Below are 17,029 nucleotides of genomic sequence, written 5' to 3'. Positions count from 1 at the left end.
CCGGCGTCGGGGGGTTGACGGCGCAGGAAGTCGCGCTACTCTCCGACGCCGAACGCGACGCGCTGCTGCGCGCATGCGCGAAGAACGGGAGTGGGGGGGCCGCGTGAGCCAGTGTCAGAAGATCCGAGGCCGGCGCTACCGGCAATGCACGCGCCCCGCGCGGCGCGTCGTGCAGCACGAGGTGGTCTCGGTGCGCTGGCAGCGCGACGACCAAGGCGTCTCGTTCCCCGTGCGCACGAGCACGACGCTCGCGTGGCGCGGCTGTCGCGCGCACGCGGCGGCCGCCGCCAAGCACGGGGCGCGCGTCCACCCGATCGCAGAAAAATAGTGGTGGCGCGATCGAGCGCCGCTACGTATACGTAGACGCGTCCATGAGCGACCGCCTCGCCATCCTCGTCGGGCACGGCGCCTCGCGCGAAGCCGAGGGCGCGCGCCTCCTCCGCTCGCTGCTCGCGCAGAGCCGCACGGACTGGCACCTCTACGTCGGGTTCTTGGAGCCGCCCGAGGTGCCGGTCCCCGACTGGTGCGTGCACCCGCGCGTGACCGTGCGCCGCGAGTGGCCGCGCCAAGGCGTGAGCGCCGGCTACAACGCGCTCGCCGCGATGGGCGACGAGGAATGGATCGTCTGGCTCAACGACGACTGCGAGGTTGAACCCGCGTGGGACGCCGAAGCCATCGCGGCGCTGCGCGCGACGCCTCGCGCCGGTATGGCCGTGCTTCCGTACCTGACGCCGCACCCGCCCTATGGCTGGCACGTCAATGAGTTTCCGGCGGGACTGCTCTACGCCAACTTCGGATTGTTCCGCCGCGTGGACTTCGAGGCCGTGGGCGGATTCGATCCGCGCGTGCGCATGTATGGCTGTGACAACGCGCTGTCCATGCGGTTTCAGGCGGCGGGGCGCCCGCTCGTCGTGGCGCCGCGCGCGCGCGTGGTGCACCACTACCGCGAGGACGAGGCGCGCGCGCAGACGGTCGCCGACTACGACCGCATCTACGCGACCTGGCGCTCCGTGTGGGCCGAGCGGGAGCCGCGCGTATCGGAGTTGCGGGCGTCCCAGGCGGCGATGCCGGCCTACGACCTCGTACAACAGCCCGTCGAACAGTACGCCGCGCGCTACGGGGTCACCGCGCGCGGGCATTCGACGGAAGCGCAGGTGATCTGTGGGTAGCGAGCCGCTGCGCGTGCATGTGGGGTGCGGCAAAATCTACTTGCGGGGCTATCGGAACGTCGATCTTCCCGCCCCCAATCGCCACCTCGCCTCGGCGCGCCCCGACCTCATGGAGCGGTGGATCACCGACGACGGCGACGCCTACTACGCGCGCATCCCCACGACGCGCGAAGAGGTGTCGCGCGGGCCGCTGGCGCTCACCGACACCGTCGTCGACGACTTCGCGGATGCGCTGCACGGACTCCCGTTCGGCGTGCACCAAGTCGATGAGGTGTTGGCGCGCCAGGTGGCCGAGCATTGGTCGATGGGAGAGCTGCGCAAGTTTGTGCTCAACGTCGACTACGTGCTCAAGCCCGGCGGCGTGCTGCGCCTCGACGTGCCGGACATGGCGGCGGCGCTGGATCGCATCGAGTCGGCGGCGCGCGACGGCGCGAACGCCACAGAGTTGGCGCTCATGCGCCGGCACGTGCAGGGGCCGCGGGGCGGCGATGGCGGCGACCACTTCGCGGGCTACGCGCGAGCGCAACTGCGCGCACTCGTCGAGGAGTATGGGTTCGAGTTCGTGGCTGAAGAGCCGCCGCTCGCGGGGCGCTGGTACCCGGCGTTCTGCCTCCGGTGGCGCAAGCCGCTCTGGAGCGAGACGGACCCGACGCCGTGGCAGCGTCTCCTGGCAGACACCACGATTCCCGACGAGTGGGTGTGCGCCGAGATCGGCCCGGGCTCGCGCACGTTCTGGCCGCGGGCGAACGTGATCATGGACGTGATCGACCGAGGGCTCGACGACCGACCGCGCGACTCGACTTTCCACCAAGGCGACCTCTGCGCGGGCTACCCCGAGATCGCGACGCAGTCGATTGACTACCTCGTCGCGTCCCACATCATCGAACACGTGGCCGAGCCGCTCGCGGCCATCGCCGAGATCAACCGCATCGCGAAGCGCGGCGTGATCGAGTGCCCATCGCCGTTCAAGGAGTGCCTCTTCGGATTCGAGGGGGCAGGGTTCGACCACACGGCCTACGCGGGGCACGAGTGGTGGGTGTGGCCGGAGCGCGATGGCTCGGGGCTCGTGTTCCAGCGCCCGAATTCTTACTTCGCGCCGCTGGCCGATCGCGATGTGGCCGGCGCGATGCACCGTATCCTCCGCATGGGGCCGCTCATCGGGCCGGATGCCATGATCCTACGGCGGTGGTTCAGCCGGCATCACGAGCACTGGAACACCATCGTCCGATGGGACGGCGCGCTCACGGCGCGCATCATCGAATAGCGCCGTGCTCCGCCTCCGCGATCCCTGGCACGACGGGCTCCGCGCGCGGTGGGGCGACGTGTGGCGCGCATGGCGCGACGTGCTGGAGTCGAGCGTGACCCATGACGCGCAACCAATCGCCGACCGGTTGGCGCATCTCCTCGGGCTCGCGGGCGGCGTGTTCGTGACCTCCGGCTACCTCGCGCGCGAGGCGTGCCGGCGCGCGGGCGTCCTCGTGGCCTGGTGCGACCAGGCGCTCTGGTCCCCGCCGCGCACGGGAACGACGTTCGCCTGGGACCTCGCCGACGGCACCGCCGTGTGGCCGTGCGGCCCGCTCGGGTTCGTCGGCTCGCGCGACGCGGCGATCAGCGCGCGCGTGGCCGAGGTGGTGGCGACGCTCGGATGGGCGGCTGGCGCCACAGCCACGTCCGCCGTGGGCGCCGTGCTCCCAAGCGCGCGCGGGCGCATGCAGGCGCATTGGGCGGCGGCGCGCGCGTTGGTCGAGGCGTTCCCGGGCGCGCGGTGGGCCAATCACGGCGGGGGGTGGCTCTGTGTCTCGGCCGCCGCGCGGCCAGCGGTGATCGCGGCCTGTGCGGCGCGTGGGATTGAGTGCGTCGCGGCCAAGGGCGAGGGCGTGATGATCCCCTGCCGGCCGGGGCTCTCGCGTGGGGACGTGGCGCGCGTGGTCGAGTCGGTGCGTGATGGGGCGGCGGCATGCGCGTAGCCTTCCTGGACTCCCTGTACCCACAGGTCGCGCGCCAGGTCTACGGCGCCACGGCGGACCTCGCGGACCAGCCGTGGCATGCGCAGCGCGACCGGCTCCTCGACGCGAGATTCGGCTGCTGGGATTCCTACGCTGCGGCCTGCCGGTACCACGGCGCGGAGTCCGAGGAAATCCTGCTCGGCGTGCCAGCGCTCACGGCCGCGATGGAGCGGGACCACGCATGGGACGCAGTCTGTGCCGACGCCATCGTCGTCATGCGCGTCCCCACGAGCGTCGATGCCGGCGACGTCCAGGGCTTCCGGTCGCGCGGCGCCAAGGCCGTCGTCGCGATGGTGTCGAGCGAGGCGCCGAGCGACGACCAGCTCCGCGCCTACGACCTCGTGGTGACGGCGTTCCCCCACTACGCGCGCGCCATGAAAGAGAGAGGGTTGAGAGTCGAGTACCTGCCACTCGCATTCGACCCGCGCCGACTCGGCTTGGCGGTGGACGGGAGCGGCACGGAGTCCGATGCGTTCATGGCCGGCGCCGCGCGCCCGTGGGCCGCGCGCACCTTCCCCGCCACGTTCGTCGGTGGGCTCGGCATCGCGCGCCACTGGCAGGCCGGGCAGCACGCCGTGTGCGCGGTGGCCGAGCAGGTCCCCGAGTTCCGCTGGTGGGGCTACCAGGGGCCGGACAAGATCCCGCTGCCGCTCGTCAACTCCTGGCAAGGCGAGGCGTGGGGCGACGACTATTTCGGCGTGCTCGGTGCGTCGAAAGTGGCGCTTAACCGCCACGGCGAAGTGCACACGGCGCCACGCGGCGACGGGACCGGCCGCAAGTGGTACACGTGCAACATGCGCACGTTTGAGGCGCCCGGCATGGGCGCGGTGCTCGTGACCGAGACGAGCGCGAATCTCGCGGCGCTCTACACGCCGTGGGAGGAATGCGTCCCGTTCGGCAACCCGCGCGAGGCGGCGCTCAACGTGCGGTGGCTCCTCGACCACGACGACCGCGCACAGGCCATCGCGGCGGCGGGGCAGCGGCGGACGCTCGCCTCCCACACCTACCGGCACCGCTGCGCCATCCTGTTGGACTTGCTGGAGGCGCTCGCGTGACGCGCGCCGCCGAAGGCTGGCAGCATCCCGAGGTGCCCGCCGCGCAGGCGCGGCTGGCCGACCGCGAACTCGTGGACTGGCGCGCGGGCGGCCCGCACGGCCCATTCGATGCGGCGCGCGCGCTGCTTGGCGCGATGGCGCCGTCGCCCGTGACACTGCTAGAGGTCGGGTGTGGCGCAGCCTACTACCGCGAGATCGTGCACGCCGTTCACCCGCGCACGACGTACTACGGCTGCGACTACGCGCCCGGCATGGTGGCGCAGGCGCACCTACGTTATCCAGGCATCGCGTTTCGCCAGTCGGACCAGCGCGACCTCGGCGCCTATGCGGATGCCTCTATGGACTGCGTGTGGAACGGCGCGGCGCTGCTCCACCTGCTCGACGCCGACGGGTGGGCGCAGGCCATCGCGGAGGCCGTGCGAGTGTCGCGCCGATGGCTCGCGTTCCACCGCGTGCCGGTGCGCCCCGCGGGTCTCCCGTCCGCGCTCCACGACAGCGAGTTCTACGATCGTGCGGCGCCCACAACGATCCATGAGCGGTACGTGGCGCGCGCCGAGTGGGAGGCGCTGCTGGCGCCGTTCCGCGTCGTGCAGGTCGAGTGCTGGAGCGAGCCGGACGCGGACCCCATGTGGGAGTCGGTGCTGGCCGAGAAGCGTTGAAGGAGGCACCTATGCGTGCGCTCGTGATCCTGCTCGTGGTCCTCGTGATGAGCGGTTGCGCGGCCAAGGTGTGCGTCACCGAGGGCCGCGGCCACGGCGGCGATGGGCTGCCCAATCTGTTCCTCGGGGAGCGTGGCTGCAAGGGCTACGCCTCGCGCTGCTGCGATCCGACGGACCCGCTCCGATGCGAGTGCGACCGGACGTGCGCGTGCTGGGAGAACCCGGACCACGCGGGGCACAAAAAGTAGTGGCGCGGCGACGCGCGCCTACGTATACGTAGACAGCCGTGGCGGACGACCTCCCGCGCTGCCGGTGCCTGCGATGCGGGCACGCCTGGACCCCGCGCAAGCGTGCGCGCCCGCGCATCTGCCCGGACTGTAAGCGCACGACGTGGGACCGCCCGAAGGGGCGCCGGCCATGAGGGTGTGTGTCACCGGCGGGTCTGGGATGCTCGGCCGCGCCGTCGCGGCGCAACTCCAACGGGCCGAGCACATGGTCGTCTGGCCGATGTCGCGCACCGCGCTTGATTGTCGAGACGCCAATGCCGTCTACGCGTGGATCGCGACGGAGCGCCCCGACGCGGTCGTCCACCTCGCCGCCACGGTCGGAGGCATCGCGTTCAACGCCGCGCACCCCGCGACGCTGCTCCATGACAACCTCGCGATGGCGCTGGCGGTCTGTGCCGCGAGCGTCAGCTACCCCATCCGCCTCATCGTCGTCTCGTCCGCCTGCGCCTACCCCGCCGACGCGCCGGTACCGACGCCAGAGGGGGCGCTGTGGGACGGCCGCCCGGAGCCCAGCAACGCCGCCTACGGCATCGCCAAGCGCGTGCTCGTGGAGTTGGTGCACGCCTACCGGCAGGAGCATGGACTCGACGGCGTGGCGCTGATTCCCACCAACCTCTACGGCCCCGGTACGCATGGGGACCGCAACCGCTGGCACGTCATCCCGGCGATGATCGACCGGTTCCTCCGCGCGCGGCGCGACGGCGCGCCGACGGCGACGTGCTGGGGCACCGGGACGCCGACGCGCGACTTCCTCTACGTGGACGATTGCGCGCGCGCCATCGTCGCGGCGGCGACGGCGCCGGACGCACCCGAAGGCCCCATCAACCTTGGCTCTGGCCGAGAGACGAGCATCCGCGAGATCGCGGAGACGGTGGCGCGCCTCGTTGGCTACGAGGGCGCCATCGAGTGGGACGCGCACAAGCCGGACGGCCAGCGACGCCGCGCGCTCGATTCTCGGCGCGCCGCCGACTGGCTCGGGTGGCGCGCAACGACGAGCCTGGAGGACGGCCTGCGCGCGACGATCGCCGCGTGGCCGACGCAATGAACAGAGTGATTGAGACCGCCCGATGCATGATTGAGCTGTTCGCACGTGAACCACGATCGCCAGCGTCGGAGCCGATCGGCAATCACGGAGGGATCTACAAACATGATCGACTGGCGACGCTGGCGGAGCGGGAGGCGATATCGGTTCCAGGTGATTTCTGCGAGATCGGCTGTTACTCTGGCGGCTTCACGATCCGACTGGCGACGCTGGCCAGGCGCTATGGACGTCGCGTGATCGCCATCGACCCCTTCCCTGCCGGTACCCCCTATAGGCTCGCAGAGGAGGTACGCGCGGGGTTCCAAGCGGCGATCACGCCATGGCCGGAAATCGAATGGCATCAAATCGACGGCAATGATTCCGTCGCCGTCACGCAGGCTATCGCGGGTCGGCGACTATGCTTCGGATTTGCGGACGCCACGAAAGAGCATGAGGACGTGCGCGCGCAACTAGCAGGACTGATGCCGGCGTGCGACGGGCTAATCGTCGTCGATGACGCCTATGTCTCGGCGGTGTTACGGGCGTGTGATGAGATGGCACGCGAGCGGCCCGGGTGGGTCCATCTGCGTCTCTCGCGCGTGAGTGAAACCTATCTACTGCGGAGCACACCGTGAGCGACGCGCTCCGCGCCGAGATCGCGCGGTTGATCGCGTTGCGCCGTGCCGCGCCTATCGAGAAGGCGAGGTACTTCTGGCCCCTGGCGCGCCCCGCGTGGACCGTCGACGAATGCGAGGCGGCGTTGCTCCCGTGGATCGAGGCGCAGACGACGATGTGGGAACGCACTAAGGATTTCGAGGCGACGTTCGCCCGCGCGTTCGGTTATGACTCGGCCGCCCTGTGCAACAGCGGGTCGAGTGCCGACTTGCTCGCGGCGCTGCTGTTGCGCGAGTCGATGGCGAACATCCCCGGCACCGTGCTGGTACCGGCCGTGACGTGGCCCACGCAGGTGTGGGCCTGCCTCATGGCGGGGCTGACCGTGCGGCTCGTCGACGTGGACCCCATCACGCTGACCGCGCATCCGAACGCCATCCTCGATGCCGCCGAGGAAGAAGAGCGCGCGCGGCGCGTTCCGATCGGTCTCTTCGTCACGCACCTCTTGGGTCTCCCGTGGGACATGACCGCCACCCGCGCGGCGACTGAGCATCTCTCTATCGCACTGGTGGAGGACTGCTGCGAGGCGCTCGGCGCCGCGTGGCAGGGCCAGCCGGTCGGCACGTTCGGCCTCGCCGGCACGCACTCGCTCTTCGTGGCGCACCATTGTTCGACAGGCGAGGGCGGCGTCACCGGGATCAACGACCAGGCCGACCTCCCGTTCGTTCGTGCCGCGCGCGCCCACGGGTGGACGCGCAACTGCGACGACGTGACGCCGTGGGCCGACGAGTTGGCGGACTGGCGCGGCGACCCGCGCTACACGTTCGTGACCTGGGGCGGGAACTTCCGGCCCACCGAATCACAGGCGGCCGTGGGGCTCCGGCAACTCGAACGGTGGCCGGCCATCCGGGAGGCGCGGGCGCGCGTGGCGGCGCGGATGCTCGCGGCGCTCGCCGACGCGCCGGGCTGCCGCGTGCCGCAGCCGCTCGTCGGCGCGACGCCGAGCTGGTTCGCGGTCCCAATCCTCTGCGAGTCCGAGGCCGCGCGGAGCGCGCTCGTGGACCGCCTGGAGGCGCAGGGCATTGAGACGCGGGCCATCGTCGCCGGCAATCTCGCACGCCAGCCGGCGCTCGCGTACGGACAGTTCCGCGACCGCGTGACGCGGGGGGCGCTGCCGGGGGCCGACGTGATCCACGACTGCGGGTGCTACGTGGGCATCCTGCCGGATGCGACGGAGAGCGAATTGTGCCGCATCGAGGAGGTACTCGCGCATGGGGTCTGATACCGCCATAGTGGTGTTGAGCTGCGCCTGGGGCAATCATCCGCGCACGCGGAATCCGTGGGTATGGTTGCACGCCCGGCATTGGCCTGATTGCCCGTGGCCGGTCCATTGGATCGAGGACACGATTCGCGGACGCGCCTGGGGCGATTTCGTTGTTGAGGCCATGAGTCAGGTCGACGCGCGTGTCGTCCTCGTAACCATGAATGACATGGTGGCGTGCGCCCCCACTGATACCGCCGAGGTCGTGCGATGCCGTGACGAGATGGAGGCGATAGGCGCGGCGTACTACCGCATCTGCCCAACGCCGGAGTGCACGACGCCATTCGCGCACGGCCACGCCGGCACACACGCCATTGCCGCGCCCTACGCAAAGTCGCTCTATCCGGCATTCTGGCGGCCGACCTATCTGACAATGCAGGCGGCCGGTGTCGGCGATCCCTGGAGCTTTGAGTTGTCGCCAGTGCGCGATCCGGTCGGTTTGCATTGCGCGGTTACGCGCGAGAACCGTCCGTATTCCATCGTCGAGATGCTGAAGCGCGGCCAGTGGACCGACGACGGTCGTCGCGTGCTGACCGAACTCGGCTTGCCGATTCCGACGGAGGGCGCATGATTATTTTCGCGTCCGCCTGCGACGCGAACTACGCCGCGATGAATCTCGCGCTGCACCACTCGTTGCTCGCGCACGCGACCGACGACCAATGGGTTCATTGGTGGGTCACGCTGGACGACGAGACGGCAGCGTTGGCGAATGCAGCGCGAGAGCGACTCGTGGCGCACGGGCATCGAGACGTGCTGCGCGTGGTGCCTGGTGACGCCGTGCTGACCGCCACGCCGGGGCTCCGGCACGCGCTGAACAACCGAACGGGCGGCGCGTACTACTGGACGTGGGCGAGCCAGGTGACGGCGTTTGTCGCCGGGAGCGCGGCGCCGAGCGATTGGGTGGTGTATCTCGACTCCGACAACTGGTGCCTGGGCGACCCGATGCCGTCGTTGCGCGAGGTCCCCGACGATGCCGACGTGGCGATGCTGACGCATCGGTTCCCGCCGCATCGTGCGTCGATGAAGAATCGCGCGCATTGGTGGGTTGGCTTCAACGCTTTTCGGGCAACGCCGCGCGGCCAGGCGGCCGCCGCGTGGTGGGCCGCGATGGTGCGCGCGCGCTGCGCGTTGCACGACGACGGCGACGCCTACCTGGACATTCCGAGTGGACTGGCGGGCGATCAGCCGCCGCTGCACGCGCTGCACCGGATCGCCAAGGTCCACGAGATTCAGCGCCCGGGGTTCGTGGCCTCGTGGAATGCCGATGATTCGACGCTGGACCTGGGGGCTGCGTGGCTTTTCCAAGCCCACGAATTCAAATTTTCACGCGACGGGACGGTCGTGAAGCGCACGGGCTATCCGATGCCGCCGGCGTTCCTCGAGCGCGTGGCGGCGCCGTACGAAGCGGCCGTCTTGGCGGCGGCCAAGGAGTTGCACGCATGAGCGACGCCACCGAAACCATCGTCGATCCTCATTTGTTGCGTCCGCTCGTTGCCGGCTGCGGCGAGACCGGCGCGGCCATCCTGGCGTGCTACGCGCGCATGGGGACCGAGTGCGGCGCGCACGATCCGCCGAAGGGCAGCCACGCGGTATTCGCGTCGTACGGCGTGGTGCACGTCTGCACGCCGGCCTCGGCCGTGCCGGAGGTCGTGCGGTTGTGCCGTCCGGACGCGCTGGTCATCGTGCATGCGTCAACGACGCCGGGGACCTGTGCGGCGCTCGGCCACGCGAACCTCGTGCATGCACCGATCGAAGGGCGGCACCCGATGCTCTCGGAGTACCTGTTGCGATGGGCGATGCCGGTCAGCGGACCGCCGGCGGCGGTGGCGGCGGCCATCTTGCAACTGCGACGCGCGGCGATTCCCGCGATGCCGTGGCCGGGGCCGCACGCCGTGACCGAACTGGCGAAGCACTGCTCGACGCTCCGGCTCGGGATCGACGTGCTGTTCATGCGCGCCGTCCACGACGCGTGTCGGGATCTTGGGCTCGACTTCCAGCTCGTCTACCGCGAGTGGACGCGCGCGTACAACACGGTCTACGCGCCAGATGGACTCGAGCGCGCGGTGCTGACGCCGACGGCGGGACCGCTGGGCGGACGGTGTTTGACGGCCAACGCCAAGGCGCTGGCGTCGTCGCCGGCGTCGCGCACGGCGCTGGGCGACTGGATCGGCAAGATCCTCTTGCACGCCGACGCGCCGTGGAACCTCGCGGCCATGACGCGCGCGCCGGGGAGCCCCGCGTGAGCCTCACGGTCTACCGCTACCCGACGACGGTGTATCCCGAGGGCGGCCTGCGCCTCGCAGGCGACGACGTCGTGCTCGTGGACGATGCGGCGTCGGCCGACGTGCTCGTGTGCCCGACGATGCTCTCGGCGCTCGCCCAGGACCGACGCCGCTGGGAGTCGTTCTGGTCGGAGCGCGAGGTGCGCGCGCGGCCGCAGCGCGTGGTGTGTTTCGACGTGAGTGACGCCGTGCCGATGCCGCCGCAGCCGGGCGCGATCTATCTCCGATGTGGGCTGACACGCGCGCAGCTCGCGCAGTACCCGACGGCGGTCGCGTTTCCATGGCCGGCGCCAGACCTCGGGCGATGGGCCGCGCAGTATCCGGCGCAGGCCGATCGGTGGGACGTCGCCTTCGTCGGGTGGCGGACGCCGCTAGACGTGACGCCGCGCGCGTGCTGGTCGATCGGCCGCACGTTCGGGGCGCGCGCACACTACACGTTGCGCGACGAGTTCCACGGCGACCGGCATCGGCGTGCCGGCAATCATCGGCCCGGCGAGCCGCTGACGCCAGACGGCCACCTCAAGGGGGACCTCGCGGAGAACGAACGCCGCGAGCAGGAGTATCGCGACGCCGTGTTCGGCGCGTCGCTGTCGCTCGCGCCGCAGAGCATCGTCGGGGTCATGCGCTACCGAATCGGCGAAACGATGGCCGCGGGTCGCGTCCCCGTGTGGATCGGTCACGACTACGTGTTGCCGTTCGCGGATCGGCTGCCGTGGGCCGACGTGTGCGTGTTCGTGCCAACGGAACACGTGGACCGCACGGGCGACTACTGCGCCGAATGGCTGGCGACGCACGATGTGGCGGCCGCCGGGCGTCACGCGCGGCAGTGCTGGGAGCGATGGCTGGACCCGAATCTGTGGCCCGCGCTGACGACGCAGGTCGTGCGCGAGCGCCTGGCGGTGGAGGCGTGATGGGCCGCGACCTCGATGACGCGTTCGCGGCGGCGTGCGACGACAGTCGTGTGGCGACGCCGTCGCCGGCGCGCTTGGCCGCGTTGACGGAGTGGCTGCGCGATCGTACGGCGGCGCATGCGTTGCGCGTGCAGCGGCGGTCCTTGCACTCGCTGATGCGGTGGCGTTTCGATCCGGCGACGGGCGACTTCGGTCACGACACCGGGCGATTCTTTCGCGTGACCGGGTGCCGATGGACGGACCCCAGCGACGGCGTGGCAGGCGCGAGTCCCATGCTCGTACAGCCCGAGGTCGGACTGCTCGGGTGGCTGGCGCGCGTGCGCGACGGCGTGCTGCAGTTCTTGTGTCAAGCCAAGACGGAGCCCGGCAACCCGGGCGGTGCGGCGCAGGTGTCGACGACGGTGCAGGCGACCGCGAGCAATATCGCGCGCGTCCATGGCGGCCGCGCCGTGGCGTGCGCCGACGCGTTCCCGCCGGGCGATCCGCGCGTCGTCGTGGACGTGTGCGCGACGGAGCACCCCGATCGATTCTGGCAGAAGGTCAACCGCAACGTCGTGCGCTGGTGCGCGGACGACGACGCCGTGCCTGAGGGGCCGGATTACGAATGGCTGACGCTTGGCGACCTGCAGGCGCTGCTGCGCCGCGACTACGTCGTGCACATGGACGCGCGCTCCGTGCTCGCGTGCCTGCCGACGGTGGGTCGCGCCGGGTTCGCGCGCGATCTCGACGCGTGGCGATCGGCGTGTTATCGCTCGGCCACGGCGCTTGAGTCGGAGGCCGAGGTCGCGACGCGGGCGCTGCATCGATGGCTTGCCGGCCATCAGGCGCGCGCGGTGCACGCGGCGCGCCTCATGCCGCTGTGTGAGTTGGCAGGATGGGGCGTCAACAACGGCGCGTTGTGCGGGTTCGAGCCCGACGGGTGGCGCGTGGTCGGCGTCCACGTGGACGCCCCGACGCGCGAAGTGCCGGCGTGGAATCAGCCGCTCGTCACGAGTTCGGGTCGTCGGCACGTGCTGCTCGTGCAATCGCGTGGCGGCGTGCTGCACGCGGCCGTGCGCGCGCGATTCGCGCCGGGATGCGCGACGGGCGTGGAACTGGCGCCGACGTTCTCAACGTTCAAGCGTCTCGACGATCCCATGGCCTGGGACGTCTGGCCGTTGTTGGGTCTGCCGGCGACGATGTTTCTTCAATCGACGACGCGCTACCACGCGCGCCACGCGGAAGAGGGCGGGCGATTCGGCGAACAGAACGATTGGTCGATCGTCGAGTTGCCGTCGGACGATGCCACGGCGTTGGCGCCGACGCACCAATGGACGACGCTGGCGCAGCTTCGCGCGTTCATCGCGCACGGGTGGACGGTGTCGATCGAGCTACGGGGGATGACGGCATGTCTGTGGTAGTCGCCGTGCTCGGGGGCGGATCGGTGACACGCCGAAAGATCCTGCCGGCGTTGCGCGAGGCGGGCGCGATGGTGATCGTCGCCAGTCGCAGGCCGATGGACTGCGATCTCTCGTGGTTCCGATCGTACGAATCCGCGCTCGAACCGGTGGCCGACGAAACGATTCCGCGCCTCGCGTGGGTGGCGAACCATAACGCGGCGCATTGCGCGACCGCGCGGCTCGCGCTCGAGCGCGGCTGGCACGTCATCGTCGAGAAGCCGGTGGCCCTGAGCGCCGACGAGGTGGGCGTGCTCGCCGCGATGGCGGAGCGCAAAGACCTCCTGCTCTTGGAGTCGCTGCCGTGGCTCCACCATCCCGCGGTGGCCGCGACATTCGCCGAGCGCCCGGTGGGCGCGGCGCTGCGGTTCACGTTCGCGGCGCTGCCGCGCGACAACTTCCGGTGGGACCCCGCGCTGGGCGGCGGCGCACTCAACGACCTCGGGCCGTACATCGTGTCGGCTGCGGCGGCGCTTGGCGCCTGGCCCGGCGGGCGATTCGAGGGGACGGCGCGGCGGATCGGCGACGACGCCGTAGAGTCGTGGACCGAAGTCCGCGCGCTGGTCGGCACGAGCGTGCGGCTCACGGCCACGATGGGCTGGCGCGAGGGGGAGCCGTACCGCAATCGGCTCGTGGCGACGATGGCGGACGAGGACGGACGGGAGACGCACCGCGTCGAGGTGGCGCCCGCGTGCACCGTACCGGACCATTCGGGGTACGCGGCGGTGGCTGGCGTGGCGCTCGCGGCGTGCGCCCCGGACGCGACGGCGCGGCGCGCCCAGCATCGGGCGGCCGCGGTGCGCCAGGCCGTGGGCATGGACGCGCTGCGCGCGGCCGTGGAGGTGGTGCATGGGTAGCCTCTTGCGCATCCCGTTCTGGTCCGGCGCCCACGAATGGGCCGAGGACCGCGAAGCCGTGCATGCCGCGCTCGACGCGGTGGCAGCGAGCGGCCAGTGGATTCTCGGCCCCGAGGTCGACGCGTTTGAATACGAGCTGGCCACGTCTCTCGGTGTGGACGAGGCAGTCGGTGTCGCCAACGGCACGGACGCGCTCACGCTCGCGTTGCGCGCCGTGGGCGTGCGGCCTGGCGATCATGTCGTGGTGCCGGCGCTCACGGCGGTGCCCACGGTGGCTGCTGTCGTGGCGGCGGGCGCGGTGCCGGTGTACGCGGATGTGTCCATTGAGGATGCGTGCCTGGACGAGGCCGCAACGGATTCGGTGCCAGACGATTTCGCGGCGCTCATCTACGTACATCTTCATGGCCGCTACGCGCGTCCGCTGCCGCTCGTAACGCCCGGGACGCCGATTGTCGAGGACTGCGCGCAGGCGCTTGGGGCGCGGCATGATGGCATCGAGGCCGGCGCTGGTGGGACGGCCGCCGCGCTCAGCTTCTACCCCACCAAGCCGCTCGGGGGACTCGGGGACGGCGGCGCCGTAGCGACGAGTGATCGCGCCGTAGCGGCCGAAATCCGGCGCCTACGCCAGTATGGGTACGACCCCTGGCACGCGCATTGGTCGCACCAGGTCGGCGGCAACAGCCGGCTCGACGAGGTGCACGCGGCGTGGCTGCGTGTACGGATCGCGAAGCACGCGGAGCGGCTATTCGCGCGTCGGCGCCTGGCGACGCTCTACGGCATGGCGCTGCGCGAGGCGTGCGCGGAGCGCTGGTGGGCACTACCCACACCCCATCGCGACGAGGTGCCGGCCTGGTATCACTACGTCGTGCGCTGGAACGACGCGACCTACCGGCGCGCCACTGGCGCGCGCCAGCGCAGCCTCGTGCGCGCCGGGCTCTCATCCCGCGGCATCGGCTCGGCCGTCGCCTACGCGCACCTGCCCCCCCAGATGCCGCCGTGGCGATTCGGGTACCGCGCGGGCCAGTGTCCCGTTGCGGAGCGGCTCGCGGACTCGATGGTGTCGCTCCCACTGTGGGTCGGGATGACGGAGTGGCAGGTCGACGAGGTGGTGGCCGCGCTCGTGGCGGCCACCGAGGAGGCGCTCGCATGACCGTTCGGCCCCAGGACATCGGCCACGGAGATGGCGCGTGTAGTCCGCCGGCCGGCGTCCGTCGCATTCTGCTTTTCGAGACGCCCGACTACGGCGTGGCGGCCTTCGTCTACCCGAGCGGCCGATGGATGCTCGTAAACAGCCACGACCGGCTGCTTGCGGAGGGGCAGTCCAAGGACGCCGCATCGGCCGAAGCGGCAGCACGCGCATGGCTCGGACTGGGGCGCGCGTGACCTGGCCCGTCTTCATCACGACCGGCTCGCCCGACGGGCAGGACAGCATTCGCGGCCTCGTCGCGGCGGCCGTCATTACGTTCTGGCTGCGTCACCGCGAGGCCAGCCAGATCATCGTGCTCGACGCCGGGGCGGATGTGCGGCTCTGGACGACGCTGCGCACGTGGGGGTACGGCGCCCACCCGGCGCTCGATATCGTGCGACTCCCGCCCGACGACTCGCAACGGCGGCGCCACATCGAGTCGCAGCGGTACGCCCGCGACCTCGGCGCGCCCTACTACGTCGCTACCGACGACGACATCATGCCGCGCCCCGAGTTCTCGGTGGCCATGGCCGTGGCGCTCGCCGAGCGCGACCCGCACTACGCGATGGTGACGGCGCTGCTCTCGTCGTGCACGCTGCCGCACACCATCGAGGACGCGCCATCCTCCATGGAATCCGCGCCGGTCGCCGAGGGTGGTGCCGGCGGCGGGCTGCGCGTGTGGCGCACGGCCGCCGCCATCGACTACCCGCCACCGGACCCGTCGGCGCCGCGCGCGTATGACCGCGTGCTCGCGACGGCCATCCGCGCGGCCGGCCACCAGGTCGGCTACTACACGAGTGTGGCGCCGCGGTCGCTCCGCGTGGCGCACTTCCCTGGCGGCGCCTACTCGACGGTGTGGCCGGACCTGGCGGTGCCGGCCGCGTTCCCGCGCGACACGCACGCCGAGAGCGGATGCGATTGATGCCGGCGGCGCTCGATGTCTGCGTGACGCTCGGCGCGCGGTCGCGTTTCCGCGTGGGCTGCGCCATCTCGACGCTAGACTGGTGGTGCCAGGAGGCCGAGGCGGGGCACGTCGCGCGCGTGATGATCCACGACCTCGGCCCACCGGCGGGGCCGTTCTGGCAGGCCGCGCACGTGCTCGGGCTCGGCGAGCGGTTGCATGCCGTGGGCGCGGTGGTGCACGCCCAGGCGCGCGAGGGATCGCAGCGCGCGCGCCATGCCTGGGCCGCCGCGTGGGCCGAGACAGACCCCTACGTGCTCACCGACGACGACCTCGTGCTGGTGCCAGGCTACACGGTCACCGACGCAGGGCGCCCGAATCCCCGCGACTGGACGGACTACGCGGCCGCGCAACTGCTCGCCGATCCGCGCCTCGCGATGGTGGTGCCGATCCCGACGCCCGGCGGGCTCCCCGAGGTAGCGGCGCGCGAGGCGGCCCCGGACGGGCATCGGTGGTCGGTGTCCAGCGTCGGCGGGCTGCGCGTGGTGCGGCGAGGCGCGATCCCGAGCGACGTAGACGCGCTGCCACCCATGGACGCGCGCTACGTGGGCGGGTATGACTCGACGCTCTGCGGATGGCTAGAGAAGCATGGCCGCGCGGTGGCGGTGTTGGTGAGGCTCCAGGCGATCCACCTCGGCTATGCGCGGTCCACGGCGGCCGCAGTGGACGGGTGGCGGGACGAGGAGGATACCGGCGATGCCCGATGAGACTGGCGAGGTCACGCTCGTGCGCGAGCACAGCGACGAGTCGTGCGCGGCGCTGGGGCGCCGGGCGGCCGAGGCCACACAGGCCGCCTGCCGCGAGATGCGATCCGTGGCGGACCAGCTCGCGGCGGAGAAGCGCGCGGTGGCGTGCCTCGTGCTCGACGGGGGCGACCGGCTCGCGCAGGTCGGGTACTACGATGCCGGCCCGCAGTACGCGCACGAGGTGCTGTCGTTCGCGCTCGTGGAGGCCGCGCGGCGCTACCCGTCGATGATCGGCGTGACGCTCCAGGTGGTCGAGCGCTCGACGATGCCGGTGGGCGAGGGGGCGCCGATGGCGCCGATCGCGCGCCGGTGGCCGTGGTGGCGGCGCGCGTGGGCGCGCGTGACGGGGCGCTGATGCCCGACGCGACGATCCCCCCGAGCCGCGTGCCGCTGCTGCGGTGCGACGACTGCGGCGCGACGATCCAGGGGCTCGCGTCGTGTCGCGGCAGCGCGCGGTACTGCGGGGACTGCGCGCCGCGGCATCCGCTGCACGTCGCGCGGCGCGGCGCGGTGGCGGAGC

The 17,029-nt window shown here is 71.3% G+C and carries 20 protein-coding genes; all 20 read left to right on the top strand.

Annotation, left to right across the window (positions count from 1 at the left end; all coding sequences use genetic code 11):
• The first annotated feature begins 371 nt into the window (after positions 1–371).
• On the top strand, positions 372–1,169 hold the full coding sequence (locus Q8O71_01700) for a glycosyltransferase (protein MDP2705095.1): 798 nt from the start codon (positions 372–374) through the stop codon (positions 1,167–1,169).
• Positions 1,162–2,433 (top strand): hypothetical protein, encoded by a 1,272-nt coding sequence (locus Q8O71_01695; protein MDP2705094.1) that lies wholly within the window; start codon positions 1,162–1,164, stop codon positions 2,431–2,433. The genes Q8O71_01700 and Q8O71_01695 overlap by 8 nt, the downstream gene beginning before the upstream one ends.
• Positions 2,434–2,437: 4 nt before the next feature.
• A complete protein-coding gene (locus Q8O71_01690; protein MDP2705093.1) occupies positions 2,438–3,136 on the top strand; it encodes a hypothetical protein in 699 nt (232 codons plus the stop codon).
• Positions 3,127–4,230 carry a glycosyltransferase gene (locus tag Q8O71_01685; GenBank protein MDP2705092.1) on the top strand — a complete coding sequence of 368 codons (1,104 nt, stop codon included), beginning with the start codon at positions 3,127–3,129 and terminating at the stop codon, positions 4,228–4,230. The genes Q8O71_01690 and Q8O71_01685 overlap by 10 nt, the downstream gene beginning before the upstream one ends.
• Positions 4,227–4,889, top strand: coding sequence for a class I SAM-dependent methyltransferase (locus Q8O71_01680; protein ID MDP2705091.1), 663 nt, complete (start codon positions 4,227–4,229; stop codon positions 4,887–4,889). The genes Q8O71_01685 and Q8O71_01680 overlap by 4 nt, the downstream gene beginning before the upstream one ends.
• Before the next feature lie 11 nt (positions 4,890–4,900).
• Positions 4,901–5,137 carry a hypothetical protein gene (locus Q8O71_01675; GenBank protein ID MDP2705090.1) on the top strand — a complete coding sequence of 79 codons (237 nt, stop codon included), beginning with the start codon at positions 4,901–4,903 and terminating at the stop codon, positions 5,135–5,137.
• A 169-nt stretch (positions 5,138–5,306) separates the two neighbouring features.
• The gene (locus Q8O71_01670) at positions 5,307–6,221 is read left to right on the top strand and encodes an NAD-dependent epimerase/dehydratase family protein (GenBank protein MDP2705089.1); all 915 of its coding nucleotides are present in this window, start codon (positions 5,307–5,309) and stop codon (positions 6,219–6,221) included.
• Between the two features lie 26 nt (positions 6,222–6,247).
• Positions 6,248–6,832, top strand: coding sequence for a class I SAM-dependent methyltransferase (locus Q8O71_01665; GenBank protein MDP2705088.1), 585 nt, complete (start codon positions 6,248–6,250; stop codon positions 6,830–6,832).
• Complete coding sequence (locus tag Q8O71_01660; GenBank protein MDP2705087.1) at positions 6,829–8,091, top strand: DegT/DnrJ/EryC1/StrS family aminotransferase; 1,263 nt, start codon at positions 6,829–6,831, stop codon at positions 8,089–8,091. Before Q8O71_01665 ends, Q8O71_01660 begins: the two co-directional genes overlap by 4 nt.
• Entirely contained in the window at positions 8,081–8,701 is a 621-nt protein-coding gene (locus Q8O71_01655; protein MDP2705086.1) for a hypothetical protein, read from the top strand. Before Q8O71_01660 ends, Q8O71_01655 begins: the two co-directional genes overlap by 11 nt.
• Complete coding sequence (locus tag Q8O71_01650; GenBank protein ID MDP2705085.1) at positions 8,698–9,573, top strand: hypothetical protein; 876 nt, start codon at positions 8,698–8,700, stop codon at positions 9,571–9,573. The genes Q8O71_01655 and Q8O71_01650 overlap by 4 nt, the downstream gene beginning before the upstream one ends.
• Positions 9,570–10,373 carry a hypothetical protein gene (locus tag Q8O71_01645; GenBank protein MDP2705084.1) on the top strand — a complete coding sequence of 268 codons (804 nt, stop codon included), beginning with the start codon at positions 9,570–9,572 and terminating at the stop codon, positions 10,371–10,373. The genes Q8O71_01650 and Q8O71_01645 overlap by 4 nt, the downstream gene beginning before the upstream one ends.
• A gap of 29 nt (positions 10,374–10,402) precedes the next feature.
• The gene (locus Q8O71_01640; GenBank protein MDP2705083.1) at positions 10,403–11,323 is read left to right on the top strand and encodes a hypothetical protein; all 921 of its coding nucleotides are present in this window, start codon (positions 10,403–10,405) and stop codon (positions 11,321–11,323) included.
• Positions 11,323–12,723, top strand: coding sequence for an NDP-hexose 2,3-dehydratase family protein (locus tag Q8O71_01635; GenBank protein ID MDP2705082.1), 1,401 nt, complete (start codon positions 11,323–11,325; stop codon positions 12,721–12,723). The genes Q8O71_01640 and Q8O71_01635 overlap by 1 nt, the downstream gene beginning before the upstream one ends.
• On the top strand, positions 12,711–13,616 hold the full coding sequence (locus Q8O71_01630) for a Gfo/Idh/MocA family oxidoreductase (GenBank protein ID MDP2705081.1): 906 nt from the start codon (positions 12,711–12,713) through the stop codon (positions 13,614–13,616). The genes Q8O71_01635 and Q8O71_01630 overlap by 13 nt, the downstream gene beginning before the upstream one ends.
• Positions 13,609–14,766 (top strand): DegT/DnrJ/EryC1/StrS family aminotransferase, encoded by a 1,158-nt coding sequence (locus Q8O71_01625; protein MDP2705080.1) that lies wholly within the window; start codon positions 13,609–13,611, stop codon positions 14,764–14,766. Before Q8O71_01630 ends, Q8O71_01625 begins: the two co-directional genes overlap by 8 nt.
• Positions 14,763–14,999 carry a hypothetical protein gene (locus Q8O71_01620; GenBank protein ID MDP2705079.1) on the top strand — a complete coding sequence of 79 codons (237 nt, stop codon included), beginning with the start codon at positions 14,763–14,765 and terminating at the stop codon, positions 14,997–14,999. The genes Q8O71_01625 and Q8O71_01620 overlap by 4 nt, the downstream gene beginning before the upstream one ends.
• Positions 14,996–15,724 (top strand): hypothetical protein, encoded by a 729-nt coding sequence (locus Q8O71_01615; protein ID MDP2705078.1) that lies wholly within the window; start codon positions 14,996–14,998, stop codon positions 15,722–15,724. The genes Q8O71_01620 and Q8O71_01615 overlap by 4 nt, the downstream gene beginning before the upstream one ends.
• On the top strand, positions 15,724–16,470 hold the full coding sequence (locus tag Q8O71_01610; protein MDP2705077.1) for a hypothetical protein: 747 nt from the start codon (positions 15,724–15,726) through the stop codon (positions 16,468–16,470). Before Q8O71_01615 ends, Q8O71_01610 begins: the two co-directional genes overlap by 1 nt.
• Positions 16,460–16,864 carry a hypothetical protein gene (locus Q8O71_01605; protein MDP2705076.1) on the top strand — a complete coding sequence of 135 codons (405 nt, stop codon included), beginning with the start codon at positions 16,460–16,462 and terminating at the stop codon, positions 16,862–16,864. Before Q8O71_01610 ends, Q8O71_01605 begins: the two co-directional genes overlap by 11 nt.
• Positions 16,865–17,029 lie beyond the last annotated feature (165 nt).

The organism is bacterium, assembly GCA_030690305.1.
Classification (GTDB): Bacteria; Patescibacteriota; Minisyncoccia; order Phycocordibacterales; family JAGLPS01; genus JBBUCK01.
Note: the sequence above shows the minus strand (reverse complement) of the source record. Positions and strands in the feature narration are given on the sequence as shown.

Bases quoted from the DNA above. Each gene is read 5' to 3' on its own strand.
- Q8O71_01700 (MDP2705095.1), top strand. From the start codon at position 372: ATGAGCGACCGCCTCGCCATCCTCGTCGGGCACGGCGCCTCGCGCGAA.
- Q8O71_01685 (MDP2705092.1), top strand. From the start codon at position 3,127: ATGCGCGTAGCCTTCCTGGACTCCCTGTACCCACAGGTCGCGCGCCAG.
- Q8O71_01675 (MDP2705090.1), top strand. From the start codon at position 4,901: ATGCGTGCGCTCGTGATCCTGCTCGTGGTCCTCGTGATGAGCGGTTGC.
- Q8O71_01670 (MDP2705089.1), top strand. From the start codon at position 5,307: ATGAGGGTGTGTGTCACCGGCGGGTCTGGGATGCTCGGCCGCGCCGTC.
- Q8O71_01665 (MDP2705088.1), top strand. From the start codon at position 6,248: ATGATTGAGCTGTTCGCACGTGAACCACGATCGCCAGCGTCGGAGCCG.
- Q8O71_01655 (MDP2705086.1), top strand. From the start codon at position 8,081: ATGGGGTCTGATACCGCCATAGTGGTGTTGAGCTGCGCCTGGGGCAAT.
- Q8O71_01650 (MDP2705085.1), top strand. From the start codon at position 8,698: ATGATTATTTTCGCGTCCGCCTGCGACGCGAACTACGCCGCGATGAAT.
- Q8O71_01645 (MDP2705084.1), top strand. From the start codon at position 9,570: ATGAGCGACGCCACCGAAACCATCGTCGATCCTCATTTGTTGCGTCCG.
- Q8O71_01635 (MDP2705082.1), top strand. From the start codon at position 11,323: ATGGGCCGCGACCTCGATGACGCGTTCGCGGCGGCGTGCGACGACAGT.
- Q8O71_01630 (MDP2705081.1), top strand. From the start codon at position 12,711: ATGTCTGTGGTAGTCGCCGTGCTCGGGGGCGGATCGGTGACACGCCGA.
- Q8O71_01625 (MDP2705080.1), top strand. From the start codon at position 13,609: ATGGGTAGCCTCTTGCGCATCCCGTTCTGGTCCGGCGCCCACGAATGG.
- Q8O71_01620 (MDP2705079.1), top strand. From the start codon at position 14,763: ATGACCGTTCGGCCCCAGGACATCGGCCACGGAGATGGCGCGTGTAGT.
- Q8O71_01610 (MDP2705077.1), top strand. From the start codon at position 15,724: ATGCCGGCGGCGCTCGATGTCTGCGTGACGCTCGGCGCGCGGTCGCGT.
- Q8O71_01605 (MDP2705076.1), top strand. From the start codon at position 16,460: ATGCCCGATGAGACTGGCGAGGTCACGCTCGTGCGCGAGCACAGCGAC.